At 39.8% G+C, this 25,245-nt stretch carries 13 protein-coding genes; 4 read left to right on the top strand and 9 right to left on the bottom strand.

Annotation, left to right across the window (positions count from 1 at the left end):
- Nucleotides 1-295 precede the first annotated feature (295 nt).
- Entirely contained in the window at nucleotides 296-3,832 is a 3,537-nt protein-coding gene (locus VB775_RS12505) for a serine/threonine-protein kinase (RefSeq protein ID WP_281010127.1), read from the top strand.
- Between the two features lie 20 nt (nucleotides 3,833-3,852).
- Nucleotides 3,853-5,298, top strand: a complete 1,446-nt coding sequence (locus VB775_RS12500) for a phospholipase D-like domain-containing protein (RefSeq protein ID WP_281010128.1) — start codon at nucleotides 3,853-3,855, stop codon at nucleotides 5,296-5,298.
- Nucleotides 5,299-5,350: 52 nt separating this feature from the next.
- Here VB775_RS12500 and VB775_RS12495 read toward each other — a convergent pair whose 3' ends face one another.
- Both VB775_RS12495 and VB775_RS12490 read right to left on the bottom strand, forming a co-directional pair.
- Nucleotides 5,351-9,613, bottom strand: a complete 4,263-nt coding sequence (locus VB775_RS12495) for a DEAD/DEAH box helicase family protein (RefSeq protein ID WP_281010129.1) — start codon at nucleotides 9,611-9,613, stop codon at nucleotides 5,351-5,353.
- Nucleotides 9,614-9,701: 88 nt separating this feature from the next.
- A complete protein-coding gene (locus tag VB775_RS12490; protein WP_281010130.1) occupies nucleotides 9,702-10,679 on the bottom strand; it encodes an SAM-dependent methyltransferase in 978 nt (325 codons plus the stop codon).
- 148 nt (nucleotides 10,680-10,827) lie between these two features.
- Here VB775_RS12490 and VB775_RS12485 point away from each other — a divergent pair, with 148 nt between their 5' ends.
- Nucleotides 10,828-11,724: a class I SAM-dependent methyltransferase gene (locus tag VB775_RS12485; RefSeq protein ID WP_281010131.1), complete on the top strand. Its 897-nt coding sequence runs from the start codon at nucleotides 10,828-10,830 to the stop codon at nucleotides 11,722-11,724.
- 112 nt (nucleotides 11,725-11,836) lie between these two features.
- Here VB775_RS12485 and VB775_RS12480 read toward each other — a convergent pair whose 3' ends face one another.
- From VB775_RS12480 to VB775_RS12465, 4 genes are all read right to left on the bottom strand, one after another.
- Nucleotides 11,837-14,200 carry a hypothetical protein gene (locus VB775_RS12480; protein WP_281010132.1) on the bottom strand — a complete coding sequence of 788 codons (2,364 nt, stop codon included), beginning with the start codon at nucleotides 14,198-14,200 and terminating at the stop codon, nucleotides 11,837-11,839.
- 79 nt (nucleotides 14,201-14,279) lie between these two features.
- Nucleotides 14,280-14,771: a hypothetical protein gene (locus tag VB775_RS12475; protein WP_281010133.1), complete on the bottom strand. Its 492-nt coding sequence runs from the start codon at nucleotides 14,769-14,771 to the stop codon at nucleotides 14,280-14,282.
- A gap of 139 nt (nucleotides 14,772-14,910) precedes the next feature.
- A complete protein-coding gene (locus VB775_RS12470) occupies nucleotides 14,911-15,324 on the bottom strand; it encodes a Rho termination factor N-terminal domain-containing protein (protein WP_281010134.1) in 414 nt (137 codons plus the stop codon).
- Nucleotides 15,325-15,428: 104 nt separating this feature from the next.
- On the bottom strand, nucleotides 15,429-15,881 hold the full coding sequence (locus VB775_RS12465; RefSeq protein ID WP_323216808.1) for a hypothetical protein: 453 nt from the start codon (nucleotides 15,879-15,881) through the stop codon (nucleotides 15,429-15,431).
- A 274-nt stretch (nucleotides 15,882-16,155) separates the two neighbouring features.
- Between VB775_RS12465 and VB775_RS12460 the strand changes: the two genes are divergently transcribed.
- Complete coding sequence (locus tag VB775_RS12460) at nucleotides 16,156-19,890, top strand: hypothetical protein (protein WP_281010136.1); 3,735 nt, start codon at nucleotides 16,156-16,158, stop codon at nucleotides 19,888-19,890.
- An 8-nt stretch (nucleotides 19,891-19,898) separates the two neighbouring features.
- Here the strand turns inward: VB775_RS12460 and VB775_RS12455 are convergent, their stop codons facing one another.
- From VB775_RS12455 to VB775_RS12445, 3 genes are all read right to left on the bottom strand, one after another.
- Nucleotides 19,899-20,336, bottom strand: coding sequence for a type II toxin-antitoxin system YhaV family toxin (locus VB775_RS12455; RefSeq protein ID WP_281010137.1), 438 nt, complete (start codon nucleotides 20,334-20,336; stop codon nucleotides 19,899-19,901).
- A complete protein-coding gene (locus tag VB775_RS12450; protein WP_281010138.1) occupies nucleotides 20,333-20,584 on the bottom strand; it encodes a hypothetical protein in 252 nt (83 codons plus the stop codon). The genes VB775_RS12455 and VB775_RS12450 overlap by 4 nt, the downstream gene beginning before the upstream one ends.
- A gap of 181 nt (nucleotides 20,585-20,765) precedes the next feature.
- A complete protein-coding gene (locus VB775_RS12445) occupies nucleotides 20,766-25,220 on the bottom strand; it encodes a hypothetical protein (protein ID WP_281010139.1) in 4,455 nt (1,484 codons plus the stop codon).
- Between the last annotated feature and the right edge of the window lie 25 nt (nucleotides 25,221-25,245).

Genomic DNA, 25,245 nt, shown 5'->3' with positions numbered 1-25,245 from the left:
ACATGGCTCTGCCTTGATTCACTTCCAGTTGGTAAATCTGACAGATTGTATTTCAAGCTCATTGGTTCAATCCTTTTCCTCAATTTAATTTTCATTAAAACTCCTGCTAAGGAATTTTGACAAGCTTCGTGATGGTTTCAATTACTACAGAATTTTGATACCTTAATACATAAACCTGTGAGTAAAGATTTATGTAAAAAAAGAGTTAAATCCTTGAATAGTCAATTGACAACTAGTTGACTTAATGTGTTGTACTGATGTTAAAATATTAAAAAGCTAATGAAAATAAACTGTAATGAAAGGCGAGATATTTGGCGGCAAATATGATATAAAGGCGAAAATTGGTGACGGGGGGAGCAGTATTGTTTATTTGGCTACAAAATTAAACTCTAGCGATCGCTACGCTATTAAAACTCTTTCGACTGAAGAAGAAAACACTATTAAGCTTCTAGAAAGAGAAACTCAAACATTAAAACGGTTAAATCACCGCAACATAGTTAAATTTATAGAAGAAGGTTATGAAGATCGTCATAAGCTTGTTTATCTGGTATTAGAGTACTTAGATGGTGAAAAAATAAGAGACTATTTTGATAATGGGGTTGATTTAAAAACCAAACTAGATGTATTCCTACAGATTATTGATGGTATAGGTCACGCCCATTCTAAAGATATTATTCATAGAGACATCAAACCAGACAATATTAAAATTGTAGATAGCGAAGAGAAGCCTATAGCAAAAGTTCTAGATTTTGGTATAGCAATTATTACTACAACCATTTTAACTAATACAATCAGAAGTTATCATACCCCTCTATTTTCACCTCCCGAACAAATTAATCTTGAAAGAGTATCTAGAGATTCTGATATCTATTCTTTAGGAATGACTTTTTTATATTTACTGTCATCGAAAGAAAGTAGAATTGATTTCCAAGAAGAACGAAATAAGAATTTTCTTTACAAATCTACAGAAGATGCATTGGCAAATTATAATGCTGCCTCCGTAATAAATATTCTCAAAAAAGCTACAGATAAAGATAGAGAGAAACGTCCAAAACTTGATGAGATCAGAAAATCGATTTCCAACTTGATGGATGAATTAGCAGAAAAGATCTCTATCTTATTTTCTATAACTACTCCACTTGAAAATGAAATATCCAATAGGTACGACTTACAACAAAATCCAATAAAAATAAAGAATCATATTGAATCAGAACTAAAAGCTGATGTAGGGAGTTTGTATATTAAAAAGAGTTTCAAACAAGAAAGAGATGATAGATTGGCTGTTGAAATATTTATAGAATCTTTGTCAAAATTTTATTATGGATTTATTAATTACAAAACACCTAATGAGATAGTACTGTATAAGACACCCGAATTTAATAACATTAAATCACAAGATAATATTATTGAAAATGGCTTTTCCATAAAAGTAGATCCCATTGTTCATATTGGTTCTAGTCCTAAAAGAAAAATTGATTTAACTGAATTAGTCGATCTAATTTTAAAACAAGATCAGCAAATTCAAAACGAAATTGAAGATAGGAAATCAATAAAACAAACTTTTGAACAATGGCAAGCAGTTATTGAAATGGAAAAACAAATTCTTATTGATAAGAAGCAAGTTTTTCCGTACAAACATAAATATTACGATAGCAAAAAACAGGCTCTTATTCTAACCTTAGAAGAATCTATATCTGTTGAAGAGTTTGATCAAATTACATCTCCAGCTTTAGATGTTACTATTTCTATTACTAAATCATCTAAATCTAATCGACAAATAACCATACAGTTTGCAATTGGTAAAATTGTCGATGGGAATAGAGCGAATGATAGTGAACTAATTGACAAACTCCATATTAGTATTGGTGATTATTGTGATCTTGATATTTTAGATTCCATACTTGACAAGGGCAAAATTGAAACTAATCTTAAAGCTCAAGAATCTGAAATAGAGCGTAGGCGAAAAGCTTTAAGAGAAATTCGATATGGTGATTGTGAAAACACTGAATTATCTAAAGCTATTGTTAATCCAGCTAATGTTTTTCAAATCGAACCAATATTTATTCGCAAATTTTTTAATGAAAAACTTGATGAATCACAGAAACTTGCTGTAAGCAAAGCTTTAGCAACCGAAGATATTTTTCTTATTCAAGGACCACCAGGTACTGGCAAAACTTCCGTTATCACTGAAATCATTTTACAGATTCTTGATAAATACCCAAATGATAAAATTTTGATCTCATCTCAATCAAATGTAGCTGTAGATAATGTCCTAACTAGATTATCGCGCACTCCTAGCAAAGAAATTAAATGCGTAAGAATTGGAAGAGAAGAAAAAATTGAAGAGGAAGCTAGACAATTTGAAATAGAAAAAGCTATTTTAAATTGGCAAAAGTCAATTCAAGCTAAGTCTATAGAGTATTGGGAAAACTATCAGAAACAAAATGAGCAACTTTTGTCGGGTGTAAAGAAAATTTCTAACATAGAGGAAATTAATGAACAGAATCAGGAACTCCAAACTCTTTCCAAGAGGTTGACAGAGGTAATTGAAAGATTTAATTCTGAATTAATTATTTGCAAAGACAATTCTGCTTCTCAGGAGTTTTCTGATATTTCATTAGAAATAATTTATGAAAAGATACTGATAGAGCAAAAAATCTTAGAATCAATTGAAAAATATGTTGTTAAATTTGGATTAGAATACCCTGAACAAAAACAACTTAAAACTTGGATTGACGAAGAATATAAAGTAGTCCAAAATATTTTAGGTGACAATCAGGAAAATCATGAGAAATATATTAAGTTGCAAAAATTAAATGAAGACTGGAGTAAAAGACTTAAAAGAAAACAACAGGATCTAATCTCCTTTTTCATAGAAGGCGTAAATGTTGTTGGAGCTACTTGTCTAGGTGTTGCTAATTTCAAAGATCGTAATTTTGATTGGGTAATTGTTGATGAAGCAGGGCGTTCAACTGCTCCTGAGACTTTCGTTCCTATGTCAAAAGGGAAAAAAATAATACTGGTTGGCGATCATAGACAACTACCGCCAATTATCGATCAGGAATTACAAGAAAGAGCTTTAAATGAAAAAGAAATTGAAAAAAAGGTTCTTGAAGTTAGTTTATTTGAGTATTTTTATGATGAATTACCCAAAACCAATAAAATTACTCTTAATCATCAATATAGAATGCATCCCGATATTGGAAACTTAGTTAGTTATTTATTTTATGACGATCAAGTCTCTAGTGAGCGCGTAAATATAGAAGAGAAAAAACATCAATTAAAACAGTTTGACAAAAATGTTTATTGGATATCCACAAGCGACGTATCACTAGAAAAATCTCAGGAAAGAGAAAATGGTAAAAGCCGTAGTAATCCCTATGAAGCAAAAGTTATTAAAGCTGTTCTGTTAAAAATTCAACAAGATTGTCAAGATAATAATTTATTCAAAGATGTCGGCGTTATAGCAGCATATCGTTCACAGATTGCTATATTAGAATCATCTATCGCCTCTAATGACAAAGAAGTTTGGAAGAATCTTCATATCTCTATTCATACAGTTGATGCTTTTCAAGGTGGAGAATGTGATGTCATTATTTATGATTTAGTTAGAAATAATCGACAGCAAAAACTTGGATTTACTTCTGATGATAGACGACTAAATGTGGCTTTGTCTCGTACCAGACAGTTACTTATCATTGTTGGCAACGATAATATGGCTTATAAGGGGCGAACACCTAATAACATTGCTAATCCTTTTAAACCATTAATAGAATATATCGATGAAAAAAGTGATTTCTGCGTTCGGATTAATTCTGGCAAATTTATGTAAATTACAAATGGTTTAATAAAATGAATAATGAAATAAAAAGTTTTGAAAAAGTAAAAGATTTTGAAAATAAGATTCGTAAATACCATTCATTGCCAGAAGCAGTAGTAATTGACTGTAAGCTAATTGGGTATCCCTTCCACATTTTAAATATTGATTTAACCTATTTGGCAAACAGACAACTACAACTAGTTGAAGAATTTGTCATGAAGTGTATTAATTATGATTTAAATATACAAGCTGAAATAGCTGCTTTCTTGGGTATGGATGAAAGCTTAATAGAAAAAGTTTTGTCAGAATTATTATCTAAAGGTTTAATTCAAAGAGAAAACACTTTAAAGTTGACTGAACTAGGTTCTGTTTCTTTAGAAAAGCAAACTGTATTAGCTCCTCTATCGGAAACAAAGATTTTTTACATTGATGCTTTAAGTGGAAAGCTGAGTGACAAATTTTCATTAAATTTATATGAGAAGAATAATAATGATAATTTTCTTTTAAATAAAATTATCAAAAGACCAAGGAAGAATAACATTGAAGACGTGGTTGACTATTATGAGCATATTGAAAAGTCATTGCAAAATTATAATAATTCTAATCAAATTGAACTAATTCAAGTTAATAATATTGAGAAAGTATATACAGAGTATCATGAGCTTTCATTGGTTCTATATCAAAGAAATCCTGATGATCAAGAAATTGAATATGAAATTTTTTCCAGAGGGAACATTCAAGTTGATTATAGAACGACTATAGAACAACTTTATGCAGAAGGAAAAAAAATACTTGACCCAATTTTTCAAGAAATTAAAGACGATAAATTAATAGATTTTAATGATGAAAATAATCTTTCGGCATCTATTAACTATGAAGATGTAAAAGCTGTTGAAAAGCTTACTCTAAAAATTAACTCTTTTAATGATCCTGATCTTTTAATTGAAACTAAAGATAAAGTAATTAAAGAAGAGCGCCAAAAGTTAAAACATGAGCTTGAGCAAATTCAGACAAAAAGCAAGATATCCGAAATTATTCATACTTATGAGCATCGTGACTATTTATTTAAAGCTTTAAAAGAAGCGAAAAATAGAGTAATGATTGTTTCTCCGTGGATTAAGGGGTTTGCTGTAGATAAAAATTTTCTTGAACAATTAGAAGAGACTTTAAAGAGGAATATCCAAGTTTATATTTACTATGGAATTAAGGGTTCCAATCAGCAAAATGATCGTAGATCGATTGAAAATTTAGAAGAACTATCTGAACGTCATAAGTATTTTCAATTTAAAAAAGCAAAGAATACACATCGTAAAATTTTAGTTTGCGACAGTAGATTCGGTATCGTCACCAGCTTCAATTTCTTATCATTTAGAGCAGATCCTAATTTAACTTATAGAGATGAATTAGGTGTTATTATCAGAGACAAATCAACTATTGAAGATTTATTTCAAAGTGGTAAATCTTTATGCGATAGCTAATCAAGTCAAGGAAAATGCACAACAAAGTGCATCTTCCCTAACAACTCAAAACTTAGAATAGCTTCAACTGTTCTCTCTCCTCATTTACATTCTTCTGCGGAATCACAAGTCGCTTACCTCCTCCTTCTAAAAGCATGAATTCAGACAATGGCTTGAATACTTGCGGTTGCAGAAACTGCAAAATTCTCTCGCCATTCACAGGAATTTCAATCTCAACAGAGCTAACAATCTGCGCGATTTGTTCAAGCCAGTTATCAGCGTCACCTGACACCCAATCCTCAAACCGTCTCTGCCTCAATGCTTCCACGATCGCTGTTGATGGTGGCTCCAACTTGGCGACTACAGAATCACGTTGCCAAAATATCTCTCTTGAGTCAGTCAATTCATCATCATCAAGATTAGGATCTTGATCGTCATTATCCACGGGTGCTTCGTTAGCAATTGTGTCAAACAGTTGCTTGAGAAACTCTAACCGATTTGCTTTTTCGTGGTATGTCTGAAGTTGATCGAACGGCTGACTGACGCGCTTTTGCAAGATTGGTAGCTCTTGCCGATCGCGTTCGAGAGTTTCCTGTGCTGTAGTCAATTTGGCAGCGATTGCATTCCTCACCACATGCAAAAGAGAACTATGTGGATTGTGGCAATCAACATTAAATTCATAGCCTGAACTAATGCTCATACCAATCGAGCCATTGACCTCAGAGCCAAATCTGCTCAGATACACATTCAGTCCTGCAAATTGTCCGATTTGGATTTGAGTTAACCGATAGCTATCTCTCAACTTTTGGAATTGTTCAGAAATATGATCGTCTATCAGCACAGCTTTATCCAACATCACACCGCGATCGCTGATGAATTGCTTCAGGTTGGCTTTGGCGACAGTGGCTAGGTCTGTTTGAATATGCTGAATGTTGGCAGGATGGTTGGTATTTACCATGTCAGCTAGATACTGAATCTTGGATTTATCCCTAAACTGCGTATCGTTATAGGCTTGCAATTGCATTCCTAGTCCTTGTAATTCGGCTTCGAGGGTAGCCCGTTCCATGATCAGCGGATCGCCCGATGCGATCGCTTTCATCTGGGCTGCATTAAGAACTGTCTCATCAATGTCTTCGATGGTACGATGGGTGCGATCGCCCGACATCACCTGCGAAATCATGCGTTGTTTGTTTTCAATCGCTTGCCAGAGGAACGAATCAAATCCCGCTTGGTTATTCCTACCTTCGGTGACATAGCGGAAAATGAAGACATCGCTCCATTTATTACCCTGCCTGACTCCTCTACCTTCCCTTTGTTCGAGGTCTGATGGTCGCCAAGGACAATCAATGTGGTGCAAGGCAATCAGCTTGGTTTGCATATTCACACCTGTCCCAAGTTTGGAAGTGGAGCCGAAGACAATCCTGATTCTGCCTTCATTGATCGCTTCAAACAGCTTGACTTTCTTAGCATCGGTATCATAGTCATGGATAAAAGCAATCTGGTCAGCAGGTATACCCAACATCAGCAAAGTATCGCGGATATAGCTGTAGCTATTCCACTTGTCTTTCTTAGGCGCATTGCGATCGCAAAAGATTGCTTGGGTTCCTTTGCAAATCGCCGTAATTGTCCAGATTTGCCAGACATTCCACGCACAGGCTAAGAGTTTGTTGTCTAGCCATTCTGAGGCATTTGGTGATACCAGTTTCGTGTGCATTGATGACTTGGAGCCGTCGCCTGTGATTTTGAGCATGTTGTCAACTTCAGCTCTGACTTTGCGTTTTTCTACAGCCTCTGCGCGATCGCAGAGTTTATCCATATAAGCAATTTGCTCTTGAGATGGCTTGCAAGACATCACATGGTAATGCGGTGCCGGTGTTTTAACTTCGGCAAGCGCGGCGGTCTGAATGTCGGTTACTTGACACCACATCGCCATCAGTTCGGGCAGGTTTACAAATTCTCGCAGACGAGTTTTCGATTTCAGCCTGCCTGTGGGACTAATTTCTAGGGCGGTGCTGGTTTCACAGAAGCGCGAGCAGAAACTATCAAAGTGGGTTAGCCCCTGTTCTTCGAGTAGGTCAAGTTGCAGGTAGCGCATCCACACATCCATTTCCGCCATAGTGTTACTGAGTGGTGTTCCTGTTGAGTAGATCACCCTCTTACCATTACCAAGCAGGTATCGTACTTTCATGAAGCAGTCATGGGCGCGTTGGCTATATCCAGAGGGAATGCCAGAGACGTTATGCTGAGTAGTCAGGATTTGCAGTCGTTTGATTTGCTGTACCTCGTCAATGAACAGTGCATCTATACCCAGTTGCTCAAAATAAATCACGCGGTCTTTGCGATGGCTGTTTTCAATTTCTTGAATCCGCAAGCCAATCTTCTTACGAGTTGCTTCTAAACTGCGAAATGCTTGCTTTGATTCTTCTTTGGTGGTTAAGTCAAAAATAGAAGAGATCGCCGACATTTGTTCTTCCAGAAAAACCAATTCAGTTTCCTCGCTGATGGGCAAGTTAAAGAACTGTTCGTAGGTTAATAGAATTGCATCATGGTTATGAGTAGCAATCTTGCTCAATAGAACGCGACGGCTATCTTTAGCAAATTCTTTGACTGTGGGAACGAGAATGTTAGCTTCGGGATACAACCGCCGAAATTCTTTGTAGTAATCAGGCAAGATCGATTTCATGGTCACATGCATAACTTTGTGAGCCATGCCTTTGCGTTTGAGTTCCATGCCTGATGCAATCATTGTCGCGGTTTTGCCATAGCCCACCCGATGGGCGGCAAAAGAGGCTTTCTGTCGTTCGACGCGGCGCACAAAGTTAGCTTGATGACGACGCATCTGAAAATCTGGAGTCATACCTGGAAAGGTCAGGTGTGAACCGTCATAAACAGTATCGCGGTAGAGGTTGTGATATTGGTTATAGTGCAGACATAACCTTTCAGCGCGATCGCCATCACTCCAGATCCATGCTTTGAAAGCAGTTTGAATCTTATCCCTCATCGTGCGCGACTCCGATGTTGCTTCGTGGTTGAGAGTGGCGATGGTGTTGCCATCTTTGTCTTTGTAGTAATCGTAGACTTTGGGATCTTTTTGGTTGAGGGTGTGGTCAATCAGGGCGATCGCTGTAAAATTTCGGGTTCCCCACTCGGTTTTGTTCTGTGGTGAAACAATTAATTTGCTGTTACCTGTGATTACCCAAATGTTGGCGGGGTCAGGATGAAACTTGACTGTGCTTTTTCCTGCATGGCTGAGCAGTTGTTCGGTAAACTCCTTGATTACGGTTTCGGGTAGCCAACTTGTTCCTAGCTTCAGGCGAATGGTGTTGCGTAGCAGCAGATTTAGCTCGTCTGGGGACATGGAATTGATATTAAGTCCCAATTTCACGGCGCAGCGCACTTTGATATCCACATCTTCAGCTTCGGGTAAGCAGGGGACTGGCTGGTTATTTCTGATGACTTGGTGGTAAATCTCTACGTTTAGCCAGTCGGGAACTCCCATTTGCTGCCATGCGATTACTCTTTTTAAACGTGCGACCACATTGCCACTGATAAATTCTTCGCGAGTAATCCAATCTTCTTTGGAAGCTGCTTGTAAGTCTTCTAGTGGTGTGGTTCCGTTGTAGAACACTGCCCCTTCTAGTTCGATGACAACAGTGCTGATACTTTTGTCGAGCAGATTTCCAATCCAGTCAAGGTCAATAAAGCTCCGCGCATCTAGACATTGAGCAAGGGCATCTTTGGCATTACTAGCGCGATATCTTGGTGTGGCTCTGACTGTGCGTTGATCGAATATCGGCGCTTTAGTGGGACTTTTGCCTTTGCCTTGGTCAATTTCTAATGCTCTTAAGCGGTAGTAATTGGGGTCTTCTTTGAAGATTTCAAGGTTGACTTTGGCAGTAAAGTTGCCAAACCTAATTACGAACGCATCGTATTTTTGATTGAGAACTTGACGCAGTTTCGCTAGTTCTCGGTCATCGTCATACTGTTGCATCTTCAGCACTAAGTCCAAAATCTTGACAACAGACATAGCGGCACGAATGCGATGGGGCTGGTTTTCGATTAATTCCAGTTGGCTGTCGGCGCGGCGGTAGATCTGGCTTCCATATTCACAAAATGCATTGGGTAAGACATGTTGTAGTTGGGGCGGAATCTGAATTACCTGTGTTTGTACTGGTGCTGGTTGGTAAAATTTGCTGATCGCTTTACCAATCTTGCTAATCTCTTTGCGTAGGTCAAAGTTAGCTGGGGCGGTTACGCCTAGATGCTCTCCACCATATAGTTTGGCGACGCTAAGTTCACCGAGAATATTGCGAAACTTGAACGTTTTTGGACTCATGACTTTTCCTCAATAAAAAAAGCGCCCCTTCCCTTGATTGGGTTGAGGCGCTTGTTGTTTGTGTGGTAATTTTTCTGTCGAATCGCCGCTAGGCTACTTCTGGTTCAAGGAACCATTGATTAATCATGATTGGCTCTTGGTTAACGGTATGTTTACCCGATGGTGCTGTCCTCACCCAACTAGGATATTCATAATCCTTTGCAGTTGTTAATTTTCGTTCCGCTTCCGTTAATTTACGGAAAAGCAGAATATCGGCTACAACCGCCGTATTGGAGAACCGTTTAAAGGCGATATCGGGCAACCGTATTGCGGTGACTAATTCTAACTTTTCGGCTAGATGTCTCCTAAAACCTGTACCTAACGAGTCAAGGGTAAAGCAACTGGAAATTAAACACAGCAAGCCATTCTCGCGTACTAAATCGGTACATTTAGCGAAAAAATAGTTATGCACGCTCAAATTTAGGTGGGCATATCGGGAATCAAACAGCTTGTAGTTGCCAAAGGGAACATTGCCGATCGCTAGGTCAAAGCTGCTATCTGATAGGCTAACTTTCTCGAAACCTTGAGCATAAATTTGGGCTTCGGGGTAAAGCAGTCTCGCGATTTGGGCAAAGGTGGGATCTAGCTCTACACCTACCCATTTCGATCTAATTCTCATATTTTGAGGCTGGCAACCCATAAAGGATAAGGTGTTGCAAGCAGGTTCAAGGATCGATCCACCTGTAAATCCGATCGCGGCGAGTAAGTCCCACATGGCGCGGATGACTTCAAAACTAGTTTGGTAGGCGGTAGCAGTGGCTGATTTGGCGGCTTGGATTTCGGCGGTGGTGAGCAGTTGGCAAAGTCTTTCATAGCATCGGTACTGCCATGTGTTCCCCTGATGGTTCGCTCCCACCCAGATATCGGTGAGGGTTCCCCATCCCGATGCTTTGGCTAGTTCTATTTGCTGGTCAGGTTCGCCAATTTGGATGGATTTCGATAGAGCGATCGCCTCTACTGTTGCTTCGGCTTTTATGCGTAAAGAACAATCAAAATGCTCTTCAATTTCTTGGGTAATTTCAAACATAGGATTTTGTGCTTTTGGCAAACTTTCAGTTGTTATGCGTTTGTTCTTGAGAACAGGCGCTAGCCAAAAATACATTAACAATTCAGTTTTGTTCTAACAGATGGTAAACTGACATCATAAAATCGTTGCTAACCGCCAAGTGGATTTTATGACTAATTTGCCCAATTCGTTCCAAGAAGATATTCTCGCAAATCCTAATAATAAAAGTTGGGCAGAAGTAACTAAAGACTATGTTGGAAAAGGCATGGATTCAAGGCGAAATTGGTATAGCTCAGTAGCTGATGCTTATAATCGGGTGAGACCCCGATATGCTCTTGAACTCATTTCTCGCGTTATTGAACTAACACAATTGCCCCCAAAATCGAATATTCTTGAGATTGGTTGTGGACCTGCGATCGCTACAGTTTCTTTTGCTGAGTTGGGATTCTCTTTGGTTAGTCTAGAGCCAAATCTAGAAGCATCTCAACTAGCTAAGCAAAACTGTGCGACATATCCGCAAGTGAAAATTATTAATACTTCCTTTGAGGAATGGGAAATAGCAAACAATGAATTTGATGCAGTATTAGCAGCCACATCTTGGCATTGGATCGATCCTGAGATCGCTTACTTCAAATCCTTTGAAGCTCTAAAGGCAGACGGGCATTTAGTTTTGTTATGGAATACTCCTCCTCAACTAGATTATCCAACTTACCAAATTGTTGATAGAGTTTATCAGACCATTGCTCCTGCTGTTCCTCTCTATGCTAGATATGAAGATCAGGTTACACATCAAGAGCATTTCCAGAAGTTTAGCCAAGATATTCTAAGCTCAGGATATTTTGAAGATTTATCTTATGAATCTATGGTTAAAGAAATTCAATATAGCCTTGATGACTATCTCTTGCTATTGAGTACGTTATCGCCATATATTGCTCTGGAAGAGACTACTAGAAATAATCTATTTGCAAAATTGAGAGAAGTGCTATATCACATGCTTCGTCAAGATGATCGTGATTACCTGACGCTCTATTATATATCAGCTTTTCACGTTGCCCGAAAAGTATAATTCATACTTCAATTATCACTAATAACGCATTACTTTTCTCTTCTGATTAGACAACTTCACGAAAAGATAAAAGCAATAAATCCTTAAGCTATAGCTCAAGGATTTATTGCTTTTATGCTGCGACGAGTTCGCAAACTATGGTCTTTTGCTGCGTAGTCAGGGATGCAACATATTCACCGACTATGACTTTGGCAGAGTCCTTGGCGACTAGTCCTAACAGATATGGCTTTTTCCTGCTATTTCGCACGACTTCAATTTGATATCTACCATCTTGTTCCCGTTGAGATACAACAATGGAAATACAGGCGTGTTCTCCATTGCCTGTCCAGTTGGTTGATGCGAGTTCTCCATACTGCGCTCCGACTACTTGCAGTCGCATGAGTTGGTTGTCATGGAGGCGATCGCATACTTCGGGTAGAAACATATTGAAGACAACACTTGCAGTGCCATGATCGCCGTTGTGACTGGCTTGCCACATAGCGGCACTACAGGTTTGGGCGGTTTTCTCGCTTTTCTCCCGTAGTTTCTCGCCCAAGCCTTTTGCCCATTCCACGGCGGCGCGGAGGATTTTCTTGCGTGATTCCCGATCGCTTGATAGTTTCATCGCTTCCTTAATCTTGCTGGTATATTCATCGCGACGAGCGATCGCTCTTTTGTAGAGAATCTCGCCTGGTTTGACAAATAGTTCGCGGAATTCGAGAAGGGTACGTTCGTGCAAATCTACGGGTTGCCAGATTGCATTCACGGATTGAATCAGGAATGATATCGGGTCGTTGTATTCTCCACTAGCTACCAAGGTTCGGGCGGGCATCTTGCATCTCTGTTTGGAGTCGTAGTAGCTGCCATATACGCCTTGCTTTTTGCGATCAATCAGCCAATCCAGTTTCGGTAAGCTTTTGCCGACTTCATCGAGAAAGGCTTGGTCATGGCTGAGGTCGGATTTAAGTCGATCTACGGCGACTTGAACTTCTTGGGCTAAACCTGCAATGTACTGATGATGCCCTGTCGCCCATGCGGTGGCTAGGTAATAGGTAATCAGTCCAATTTGGTTTTCGGTCGATCTTAGGGCAACTTCGGCTAATGTGCCTTGCACTGCTACTTTGTCGGGTTTATAGGTGGTGGGCTTGATGTGATACTGTCGGATTTCTTTGGCGATTTCAGGTAGTTTCTTGACTGATTTGACGCAGAAGGTATCTCCATCAAAGTCCATGCCACAGTAGTCACGCGCTTCGTCTGGGTTGACATACATCGTTCCCTGTTGGTTGAGTCCTTTGATGTGTTTGTTTGTCCAAATCTGCAAGTCATTGCGATCGCGGATGGGATAGCGGAATCCGACATATTCGCCTTGTGACAGTTCAGGGATGCACATTTCCAGTTTTCCTAGTTCGGGACAGGGCTGTGCCATGAAGCTAGAAAAGTTGATACCGCCACTGGTAGCAAGGGTTAACCAACGTCTTCTTACTAGGTCTTCAATCTTTCTCACCACATAGGGATGTTCTAGCAGTTGTCCATAGATGTCATGTTTGAGGATTTCCGATAGGATTTTACCATCGGCTTCTTCTTCGCGTTCTTCTTCAGGTTCGTCTACTTTCACCCATTGTTCGGTTTGCACTAGTTGGCAGAGTTGTTTGACATCGGATTGGGCTGCGACTAATGTTTCGGCTTTAAGTTGGGTAATCGGTAAAACATCATGGGCGATCGCCTGTTGGCTGAACCATTGCCAGACGGTATAGGAGGTCTTGACGCTGCGCTTTTGGGCGAAGTTGACGATTCCTAGTTTCAGGCTGGCTACTTGTTGGATTCCTAATGCTGGTTTATGTCCTTTAAAACATGATAGTGGCATTACTAAGTCCACTCCTTTGGGTAGGTTTAGTTCTACTTGCAATGTCCCTTTGGCTACCCATGCGTTAGTTATTCCCGCCCGAAATTGGAATGGGGTATTCGCTGGGATTGCGAAGTCTTCGCTTTGTCGGAGTTGATTTAACAATTCATGGCTGATTTTGCCATGACAGTCATCGGTGCGATATTCTTTGTCTTGGACAATCAGGATGGTTAGTTGTGGAATTGAGTAGATTTTAAGGCATTCGGTCATCAAGATTGAGCCGTAGTTGATTTGTCCCATAGCGCTAGGGAAATAGGCGGCAAAGGGATTCAATTCTTGGCTGAAGAAGAAGTCTCCATGTTTTCTCGCTCCTGATGCTCCTGATAGTTGGTATTTGCCCAGTCCTTTGTTGAGGGCTGCGATCGCCTGTTTCTTTAGTGGAGCAATGCTTTTGGCGGCGGTGCTGCGTTGGCTTGCGGATTTACTAGTCTTGGCGGTGCTTTCGGCTTTGGCAATCTTGTTCAAAAATGGGGAAATATTGCCGATACTGAGTTTGATGTCGGGATGTAGTGCTTCTAATAGAGTGTTACGGAATTGAATATCTTTGTCCACAATTTCACCTGTGGCAAGGTTGGTCTTGGCGATCGTTAGCATCTGTTTGTACTCTCAAATTAGTGAAGCGCCTAGATCCAACGATCTAGGCGCTTCATGGTGATGGGGTTAGTGGGGTAGTTTAGGCGGCGATTTTATTCATTTCTGGACGATATATCACCAATCCCTTTGCCAACAGAGCATCGATCGTGGTTGGTCTGGTTGGCAGAAAGTTGATCTTGTCGTCTTTGGTTGCCAAAATCTTGCAGCCGTAATACTTTTCTAAACGCTCTGTGACCTTGCTAATATGCATCGTGCCGATATTTGTCAACGTCCAGCCATTCTTCGCTTGATACAGCCACATTTTGTCTGTACTGGCAGGTGGTTTACTGATTTCTGGTTTACGGGCTGGTGATGCGCTGACCTCTGGTTTATGGGTTTGTGGTTTACGGCTAGTTGATTCAGCCTTGGTATTGCTGGCTGCTACTGCTTGTTCGAGCTGTTTGACTGGGATTTTGGAATTGATGTGAACAATCAAAGCTCTGGTGGTTACGTTTAGTTCGTCTTGGCTCAATTTGGCAATCATTTTAGTTGCCAATTCTGCGGGGGTATCGAATCTTAGTTGACGTGACATGATTTTAGGTTCCTGACTTTAAGTTGTTGTTGACAATTGCTCACGGACTTTACGCGCTAGCGTTCTTCTTGCTTCTCAAGCTTGTCAATACAGATGTCATTCTTTGATGAACATCTACATTGACAAGCTCACTTTCGACCTACACATTCAAGTGATATATCAACTCCTTCTTTTTCAATGTTCTCCAATTGGGGATTTTGCGCTCTCTTGCTAAAGGTCTTAGTTCTTGAACAGTCATTTTCGAGATTGGCTTAGTAGCTGTTTCTGCAATGATTTCAGGCTGTTCATCCTGTTCTAATACTTCTAGTTTTGGTGCGGCTTTGGCTGAGGATAGAGCTAATGTTGTAGCTGGCAGCAATGTTTCTGTAACCGTAAAAGTCTTTGCTGTGGTTACATCGGTTGGAATTTGAGAAAGAAGGGACTGAGTGGTGGCTTCAGCGCTTAGAAATGATAGTAGGGCATAGATTAGTGCGGTCAATAATCCCAGTAATGCGATCAGACTCACTGTCACTAGAGCCTCGATAGCGATCGCGAAAATTGATGGTGTTTTCATTGGTTTTCCTGATAGGTGTTAATTTTCTTCAATGCTTGTTGTGGAATCGATCTAGCAATCTTTGCTCATCCAATCGAATTGAAAGGCGATCGCTAGACTGATTTTTAGTTCAATGCTCTTGCTGCGTTTTTTTTAGAAAAGATTTGGGGAAAGCTGTCATGCAGACTTTCCAGATGGTTCTCTGCTACTCGGCGGCAATGTCCTTGATCTGTGGTATACGAATTCGTCGCGGCTTTGGCAAAGTATTCGGCGCTGGTCAACAATTCCATTACTCCCGATCCAATCTGGGAGAGTTGGTCAGGATATTTGGTGAGATATTCCCCTAGTTCTTGGACGCTTTCTCTTACGGATTCCAACAACAAATTTTGACATTGGATCGTCCGCTTTGTGCCATCGGAGAATGTCAAGATTTTCGTGCCATCAATCAAATCGGATATGCTTGCATTCATCGATTTAGCTAGGGCAATCAACTGTTTTGTGGTCTTCAAGCATCGTGCTTTCGATCTGAATATCTGTGCTTTTGTATTGCCTGTCAGTGAATTTATGGCTACTTGCATCGGGTTGCTTTTCCTAGTTTGTCAATCGGTCACTGACTTCCAGCGTAAGCGCTCTTTCTATTTTTGAATAAGTTATCTGGAAAATATTTCTCTTTGATAAAGAGTCTCGATTGGTTTAACAAATAGTTCACGGAATTCGAGCAGGTTGCGCTCATATACACTCATATACCTGACCTTTAGTAGTAATCGTATAGAGATCTGCAATAATCGCACATAAACTCAATAAAACAGCTAAAATTGAGAAATATAGACTTTAAAAATGAGGCGTTGATACTTGAGTACGTCTGAGGAGTTAGAAAAAATAACAGATACAAGCAGTTTTGAGCTTCTTGCAACAGCAGTCTTGTGCAAAGCAGAAAAAGACTACCGAGCTATCTTGCATTCTGGCTTAAATGCTCAAGGACAGCCGAGAAAATCTCCTGTTGATGGTTTTTGCCGAGTTCATAACAGTAATCCCCCTCATTTTATTCTGGTAGAACACACTGTAGAAAGCAAACTATCAAAGAAATGGCTATTTGACCATAGAACTGTTACACCTTCTAAAAGAGGTAGAAAAATGAAGCTTTCAGAAAGTGATGACGGTGATCTTCTAAAGGCTGGACAACTTTCTAGTACATACAAAGCTGAATTTCCAGATGCAAGATTTACTGTTGTTTTGACCACTAATCAAGGATTACAACCAGATTTCTGTTTAGAAGTCGAGAAAAAAGCTAAAGAATTAGGAGTATCAGTCGATTTTTGGGATAGGTCGCGTATTGCTAGATTTTTAGATACAGAAACTGAAGGACAATGGTTGCGTAAAGAGTATCTAGGGATAGAAGCTGAGATACTCTCAGAAAATTTACTACGCAATTTGTGTAACAAGAGTTTAGAGCAATATCAAAAGCAGTTTTTGACAAGTCCCGATCGCTGGGTTTCTCGACACATCGATCAACAAGTTGAGAAAGCAGTAGAAAATCAAAATTGCTCAATAAGTCTTCTGATTGGAAATTCTGGTTCTGGAAAGAGTGCAGCAGCTTATCAAGTTGGGAAAAAGCACCTAGAAGCGGGAGAGTATAGTTTGTGGCTATCTGAAAATGTTTTAGGAAGTAGTGATTCACTCGAAAATGCTTTAGATAAGGCATTGCATGATTTATATCCGAGTTTGATGTCAGATGCAGGAAATGCAGCTTTGAAATTATTGAAGGATGGAAAAAGGTTATTGCTAATCGCTGATGATGTCAATCGAACCAATAGTCCAGCAAATCTGTTGCAAAAGCTTATCAACTGGTCAAAACCTTCTCCTAGCCAAGATTCTAATACCAAAACCATACCATCAAAACAGCTACTAATTTGTCCAGTTTGGTCGGATATTGTCGGAAAGATTAATCTAAATGTAGATAAAACCACTTGGATAAGTAGTGTGTTTGTTGGAACTATGAGTGCTGAGGAGGGATTAGAAGCAGTTAAAGATGCTTTATTACGAAATCGTATTGAATTGACCAATGCAGAGATCACTATATTGGCGGAAAATCTCGGCAACGATCCAATTCTAATAGGTCTTTTTGATGATTTGTTACCCAAGATTGAACATAGTAAGTTGAGTCAAGTTGCTGAGAATGCCATTGATTCTTTCATTAGTAATGTTGTCGAGAATGTGGTGGGCAATTTGTTTCCCAACGAGTATCGTTCAGCACTGTTAGGCTTAACTACTCAAATGCTAATACAGCGTAGGTTTAACCCAACATGGTCTGATATAAAAAATTGGTTAGCCAACTCTTCCGAAGAACTACAAGCATTAAGAAGGTTAGCAGAGAATAAAAAGTTATGCAAACTTGAAGGAGAGAAGTTAGTTTTTCGGCACGATCGCATTCGAGAATTTCTACTCGTAGGAAGCATGGGACAACTTCTCAACGAAAATGCTTCTGAACCTCTCAACATTTTCTGGGAACCATATTATGCGGAGATTATCGGTCAGGCAATTATTCAGTATCCTCAAAGTGAGGAGTTTTTACAGGAATTGTGCGATCAACTTCCCTTAGCGTTAGTAGAAGCACTCAAGTATCCCAACACTACAGAGAATTACTTGAAAATTGTTGAAAAAGTTAAAAATTGGCTCTGTAAAAACACGGAAAATAGTGATATTCCAGAACTATTACTTGATGCAGTATATTCAAGTTTAATGAAGGTAAATTCACCCTTAATACTTGAAATAACAGAGAATTTAGCTCCTAATGCTCCTATCTTACTTGCACGGTTACGAAACGGCTGCACTAGGAGTGGTATTCGATATCTTGCTCATTGTAATAGGTTTATCATTTTTGCTCCTATGGACAATGACAGTAGATATAATGAAGTATTAAGTCATGTAAGTTTCTATTACAAAATCAAACTTTTATCTGATCTTAAACAAGCACTCAACTCTTACAATGTTATAGATTCATATAGAGATGGCGCTCTTACCCTTGCTGGTTTTTTAGAATACTCAGAGCTAGAAAATGATTTAATAGCTTGTTGGCAATTATCTAAAGATAAATCTTTCACTTTAGGTTCTGCTATCTGGGCAGCTTCTCGATGTTGTAAAGATGAATCGTTAGATAAATTAGAATCATTATTAGTTTATTGGTCTAATTTAAACAATAGTCCTGAGAATAATAATCAGCATAGTCACAACTGGTTTTCTAGTGATCATAATTATAGAACTCGATTATCTCATCAATTTGGTTCTCACTTTATTCAACACTTTATTTCTCAAGCTAAAAAACATGAATCACTAGGGTTAATATTTGCAAACACATTAAATTGTGTTGATAATACTAATATAGATAATGCAGATATAATTGAACATATCATAAGAGAAATATCGAATTTTAAACAAAACGATGAAAAAAGTAAAAATCTAAAATCTTTGGTAACACTACTCTCAAGAGTATTTATGGCAGTTCGCTTAAAGAAACACAAACTCTCTAAGTCTTCAATGGATCGATTGAAATGTTTATGGCAGAATACAGACAACAATGACGAAGTAAGGGAGAAATCATCTCAACTATGGGTTGAAGGTGCTAATTATGAGCAGATTGATGATTTAAAGAAAATAACAGATGATTTTCCTTTCTTTTATGAAGCACTACAAAAACGTATACAATTAGGTGATTATAGCGTTATAAAAGATGCATACTCACTTTTTTCAACTAATGCCCGTTGGCTGCATCTATCTCATCATATTTGGTGTAATGATTTAATGGCTATAGTTGAAAAACATCTTCAAGTCCTCAAAAATATTATTCCAAAAGATTTTTCAGGTAGTCGAGATGATAGAGAAGGAATACTTTCAGAATTGCTTACTTTAGTGCCAATAAATGATGCGGAATTGATTTTAGAAAGGCATTGGAGCTATATTGGATACAGTCCAAGATTTATTCAAGCTGCTATATATATAGGTACACCTAAATGTTTGGCTTTAGCTGATTCGAGAATTAGACAATGTTCAAATCATACTTTAATCTTTAAATATTTAGTCTCAAGTTTTTATATAGACGGACGACAGCATCTCAGATTAAATCATCTAGAAAGATTGATACCATATCTTGATTGTTTAGAAGAGTCAGAATTATGGCTGCTAGAAACTATCTGTCAAAAGTTTAAAGCTTTTGAGTGGGGAAAACAACATCTTAAAAACCGACATAGCAAAAAGGTCTTGGAGGAATACTATCCATCTGACAATCAGCTACTACAAGAACTTGATGATTTATCAAATCATGAACATGGGATACTTGATGTTCTGTCATGGACGAAAAAACTTGAGCAACGTCATACCACACATCAAGAGGCTTTAACCTTGTTAGAATCTTGGCTTGCCTCTAATCCAATAATGAGGAATTATCGTATTGTCTGCGAATACCTTAAGCTTATTGGTTCTCGCCAAAATCTATCTCTTTTGGAAAAATACAAAATTGTAGGTTCACCTACTGAAGTCAATCAAATAAAAATGGATACTCAATTTGCTGTTTACAGACGAACCTTAGAATAGTTAGTAAATCAGTTAAGGCTAGATTCTTCGATCAACTGTTCAATATCAGAAGGAAAATCACCCTTCTCAACCATCTTCCCAAAAACCCTATAACAATCATTCTTCCCACCCTCATTTCTTGGATATCCCAACCAAAGAATCACAATCGAATCCTGCTCTACATCAACCCTAAAAAACAATCGATAGCGATCAAAAATACCAACCCACTTAACCCGCCTATAATCGCTCAAATTCTCTCTAAGCTCAAAATCCTTACTAAAAGGATCGTTAGGGATTGACTCCTTAATCGCTCTTTGTAAAGCTTTCAGCAACTTAGGCTTAAAACGCTCTTTGTATTGTTTAGGCGTATCTTTTTCTTTAAACTTAACCGAACTCTCGATAAGCTCTTGAAACTGCTTATTAAATACACTGTGGAAATAGATTTTCCATCCATTGACCTCTATCAATCTATCTCAACTCCCTCAGTAAGCGCCAAAACTCTAGCATCCATCTCACTCGTATAAGAGACTAGATTCAAAGGATTTTTCTTCGCATCATTCCACAAAAAATCAAGAAAACTTTTTAGCACAACCAAATTTTCTTCAGTAGCATTTGCTGTTGTAGCCTCTCGGTTACTCAAAACATTAAAGCCCAAGGAAGTCCGCCTTTTTGCGTTTCCCAAGCTTAAATTTTTAGTTAGCTTTTTTAATTTCATATTTTTGCTGCCGACACTGCGACTTACAACTTATTGCTATCAACACGTTTATATCATAACACCATGCTACTAATCCCCTCAATCAAAGCAATTTATCAAATATTCTACAAAGTCAAAAAGCGGCGCTTCGCACCGCCTCTTAATTTTTTGGAAAACAACTTAAAATTTAGCGATCGCCTCTTTACCTTTGCTCTTGTCTCCCCTTTTGATTTTCAGCAATAACTTTAAGAGCGCGATCGACATTCTGAGCATCTTTCACAGTCACCTGACTCTGAGCAATTTCTAAACCTTTTTGCACCAGCAATGGTACATATTCGATATTTTCTTGCCTCAAGGCTTTTGTATCTAAGGTCAACGTATCTGTAGACTGCTCCCACGTTGCCCTATATTTACCATCATTCCCTTTACGCTCAAACACAAGATTCCCATTTTGAGATCCCACATATTCACTCGGAGTAGCCAATACTTCTCGCCACTGCGATGCAATGTGCTGACTCAGTAACTGACCATCCTTAGACATCGCTTGCTGTGATTTTTCGGATATACGCTCACCAGCAATGATTTCTTGGATACGATCTACATATTTCTCGCTCTTACCCAGATATTGAGCAGTTTCTCTCCATGCTTCTAGTTTCTGAATATCCGCAACGATGGAATTTGTGGCGCTCTCGATGATCGGAAATGGCACAATTTTACCATCGACATAATCTCCCAAAGGCTGAAAGTGCATCCCCCATGTGTTGCTATGTCCTTGAAATGTCAGTAATTCCTTAGCCCCATGCTTTTCCATACTCACCCATTGTTTCTGATATTCCCCATCAGTCAACATTTCTTGTGAGATTTTGTACTGCTTTCCTACTTGAAAGGCAACTTTCTGCTCTCCTGCATAGGCGATCGCGATATCTCCTTCCTTAAAGTTATAGGCGGCATAGGGTTCAAATCGCCGCGTTGTGTGAGATCTCCCATGTCCGCGCATTGCTTCAATACAAGTATCCACGGGCAATCGATTCACTTCTCCATGCATCTTCAGGGGATAAACCATCTGAATCGGTTTACCCATTATTTCTACTGGTTTTTCTGGCTTTTCTATCTGGACAGAAGTGACGATACTAACTTCAGGAATTGCCTTGTCTTGATTCTCAGATTGTATTTCTAGGCGATCGCTGGTCTGAGTCATAGCTGGAATCGGAGCCGATGTAATTGCTTCGCGATCTCTAATAGGATCGTATCGAACTCCCATTGCAGCAAGATTCTTCCACGTTAACTCTACTAAACTAGCCTTGACTGCTTGCCCTTCATAAAGATAGGTAATTCCATTAATCCTACCGCCAGACTGCACTTGAGCTTTAATACCAACCTGTTCGGCAGCTAGCCTTTCCACAAATTCGGTCATGGTCGGTTGGTTCTCAGATGCTGTGGCGATCGCTTGTTTCAATGCAGGAATAATTGCATCAAGATTGACCGCTTGCTGTACTCGCTCTGGTGACAGTCCATGCCATATTTCAGGCAGTTTCAGGGAATTGGGATCGAGTACGATGTCAGCATCTTTTTTAGTCGCCGAAAAGTTAATATTTGCTGTAAACTGCGTACCGATTGGCATATAGGCTGCGTCGCTGTGCAGTACACCCATATTTTTCCAGCGATCGCCTTCTTGCACCTGTAGCACCCGCTTATCATAAATGGGACTATCGGGGTTAGATTCTATACCTATTCTGCATATTGCACCTTGATCCTGTTGCCATTGTTTATCTTTCAGTTCGTTGGTTTCATACTGCAAGCCAATGATTTTGATTTTATCAACCCGTAGTTCTTGCAGTCGCGTGGTCACCACCTCGGTAAACATTTTGCCCGCGATCGCTCGGTTATTGTTGTGCCACAGTGCCGAAGCTCTGCTTTCTCGCTCTGGTTCTGGAATCACATCACGCTGCACTTCTAAATACTTTTCGGCATCGGCAAACTTGTCATCTATGTCATTTCTGGATATTCCTAATTTGAACTCAAGTTTGAGATTGGCAAACATTCTGCCCGTTTCTAGGGTTTTGCCATAGGCTTCAATGGAGGCTGGCGATATCAGTCCGATGTCCACCTTATTTTCTCGATCGATAATCGCGACAGCTTTGTATGGATATAGCTTTTCAGTTTTCCAATCTTTGTTTTTGGCAACCTGAATATCGACACTAGCTCCTATTCTTGCCATTTCCCAGATTGGTGAGTCACCATCGGGATTGGTGCTAATCAGGCTGACAATTTCGATGGTGTTGCCTTTAGCAGATGTAGCGGTTAGGGCAATTCCTTCTTCATGTTCTAATCTGCTGCGACTGGCGACTGCATCAGAAATTAGGGCATTGTATTGGGTTGATACGCTCTTTGCCCATTCGGTCTGAGCAGGTGTATGGCTGTCTTTGGGGAAAATATGGTCAAAGCGATTATAGTTGCGATCGCCAATCAGACTATATTCTTGATAAATCTGGTTGGCTTGCTCTACCATCCATCCGACAGGATCTTGAGTATTGGTCTTGATGCCCTCAGTACCAATGTAGGCATAGGTATTGTCTTTGCCTTTAATCCATTCTACTTCTTTGTATTTGGCTACTTTCTGACAAAATTGATATTCATCTTCATTGACTTTTCTAGCACTTTTGGGTGTATCAACTGCGCGTTGCAAGTTCACCGCCGCCAGACTTTCTAGATGCCAAATTAGTCTCTCTGTCTGCGTTAAACCTGTTGCTACAGCTTTTTCTCTTTCAGGCTCAGGTAGTTTCGATATGGCAGTAGAAGTTTCGCTGATTTCGACTATTTTATCGCGCCATTCTTCATTAAGAATGCGAAAGGGCTTCTTGATGTCATTATCTTCGGCAAGTAGTTTTTTGAAATGTGTACCAATGTTCTGCAAATATGCAGACTTTTCAACATCAGGAAGATACTGGGTTTCCCACCGTAAAGCTTCTAGCCGCATTCCTAAATTGGCAACTCGACCTGTGGGATTGTCAGCAGCATTGACGGCGGCGCTGGCAAGATTGACAAATCCATGTTCTAGATCGCGGGGAATCTTCTTTTCTTTTTCGACTTGAATTGGTTTGTTTTCTGGCAGATTTTTGTCGATGATTTCTTGGATTAGGGTTGGATACTGCTCAATGGTTTTCTGGGAACTGGCTTCCTGTACAGGGGTTAGTTGACTGGGGATTATGCCTACGCGATCGCCGTCGAAGTCGATGACCAGTCGTTTCGCATCGTTGGGATTGAGGTAACAGACTCCTCTCTGCCTATAGGCTTCAGGATCTAATTCACGTAAAACCGTGAGGTTATTCGTAAATACATCAAAGTTGGCGGCATTGGCGACGGGACTGCGGTAGATGGCGACTTCAGATCCATCGGGTAATCCAGTGAAACTAACTTCGCCTTCTTGTAATTGGTTATGGGGTTGGGCGATCGCGCTAGGGACATACAGCCCTCCTGTGGCGACTTCCTGCCATTCACTTCGGAGGAATTCTCGCAAGCGTTTAGCAATATCTTCCATTTCTAATACTTGGCAATGACCGCCATCAACTAGGTCGGCTTTGAGGATGTCATACAGCCAATCTTTATATTGTTCATTAACGGCTGGGTTGTCTGGCTGTTCAAAGTTATTAGCTTTCGTGTTTTCTTGAATGCTCAAACCTAGTTCTAACGCGAGTTCTGGCTCAATGATTTGATAAATGTTATCGCGCTCTACGGTTTCTTCTTGCCTTTGCTGTTGGCGCTTTTCGTGACGCTCTATATATAGTTGTGCTACCTTGCGTGGGTCGGATTGGGCTTCGGCGAGGCGTTCGGCTTTGATTTTGAGCTTGGGTAATACATCTGCTTGGACTCCTTCGGGGAAGAAGACTAGAGCTTGGGTTCCCAGTTTTTGTTCAGTGAATTTAGCATCTTCTTTTCTTGCCCAGAATAGGCTGACTTCGTGAATACCTGTAGTGGTGGTTTTGTTATCGCCTTTGATGCTTGATTTGGCAATTATGCCATCAACTTCTAAAGCTTGACATAGCAAACTAGCCCGACATGTACCTTTGAAAACACCTTGCCATTCGGGGACTCCCGCCCGAAATTGAAATGGGCGGTCTGGTTCGGCTTGCAGTTGGTTAGCGAGATCTGGGGAGATCAGACTGTAGCAATCTCCAAGTTTACTGGCAATCGCTCCCATTGCTTTGTCGCTGAGGGTGATTCCATTACTGAGAATAATGGGCTGCTGTCCCCAATCGGCGGTGTATGTCCCTGTGGCTGGGTCTTGGCTCAGGGTTTCATCATCAATAATCAGGATTCGAGCGCTTTCTTTGTAAATTGATGTTTTGGCTTCGGATACGGGGATACTGCCGTAGGCAACAGCATCACTATGATTGGTGAAGATTTCTTGGCTGACTTTCTCTGCGATGGCGCGATCGCTAAAGTAGGCGCTTCGACCATTGGCAAGAATCATGTGCAGTCCTTGCTCTTGCAATCGTTCTATGTCTCGGTCAGTGATGCCATCGTACATTTTACCGACGGCAAGTTTGCTGGGATCTACAGTATTCCCAATCTTCAGTTCAAGGTAGGTATGCTCGACTGTTTTTGGTGGTATTGGTAGCTCTTGCCCTGTTTTTAGGTCAATTTGTCTAAATTTCATAGCATCGGTTCATAGTTAGTCCGCT

It is taken from the genome of Pseudanabaena sp. CCNP1317, from assembly GCF_034931345.1.
In the GTDB taxonomy this organism is placed as follows: Bacteria; Cyanobacteriota; Cyanobacteriia; order Pseudanabaenales; family Pseudanabaenaceae; genus Pseudanabaena; species Pseudanabaena galeata.
Note: the sequence above shows the minus strand (reverse complement) of the source record. Positions and strands in the feature narration are given on the sequence as shown.

Coding starts and splice junctions, on each gene's coding strand:
- VB775_RS12485 (WP_281010131.1), top strand. CDS start 10,828: ATGACTAATTTGCCCAATTCGTTCCAAGAAGATATTCTCGCAAATCCT.
- VB775_RS12445 (WP_281010139.1), bottom strand. CDS start 25,220: ATGAAATTTAGACAAATTGACCTAAAAACAGGGCAAGAGCTACCAATA.
- VB775_RS12450 (WP_281010138.1), bottom strand. CDS start 20,584: ATGAAATTAAAAAAGCTAACTAAAAATTTAAGCTTGGGAAACGCAAAA.
- VB775_RS12480 (WP_281010132.1), bottom strand. CDS start 14,200: ATGCTAACGATCGCCAAGACCAACCTTGCCACAGGTGAAATTGTGGAC.
- VB775_RS12475 (WP_281010133.1), bottom strand. CDS start 14,771: ATGTCACGTCAACTAAGATTCGATACCCCCGCAGAATTGGCAACTAAA.
- VB775_RS12490 (WP_281010130.1), bottom strand. CDS start 10,679: ATGTTTGAAATTACCCAAGAAATTGAAGAGCATTTTGATTGTTCTTTA.
- VB775_RS12470 (WP_281010134.1), bottom strand. CDS start 15,324: ATGAAAACACCATCAATTTTCGCGATCGCTATCGAGGCTCTAGTGACA.
- VB775_RS12465 (WP_323216808.1), bottom strand. CDS start 15,881: ATGCAAGTAGCCATAAATTCACTGACAGGCAATACAAAAGCACAGATA.
- VB775_RS12495 (WP_281010129.1), bottom strand. CDS start 9,613: ATGAGTCCAAAAACGTTCAAGTTTCGCAATATTCTCGGTGAACTTAGC.
- VB775_RS12505 (WP_281010127.1), top strand. CDS start 296: ATGAAAGGCGAGATATTTGGCGGCAAATATGATATAAAGGCGAAAATT.
- VB775_RS12500 (WP_281010128.1), top strand. CDS start 3,853: ATGAATAATGAAATAAAAAGTTTTGAAAAAGTAAAAGATTTTGAAAAT.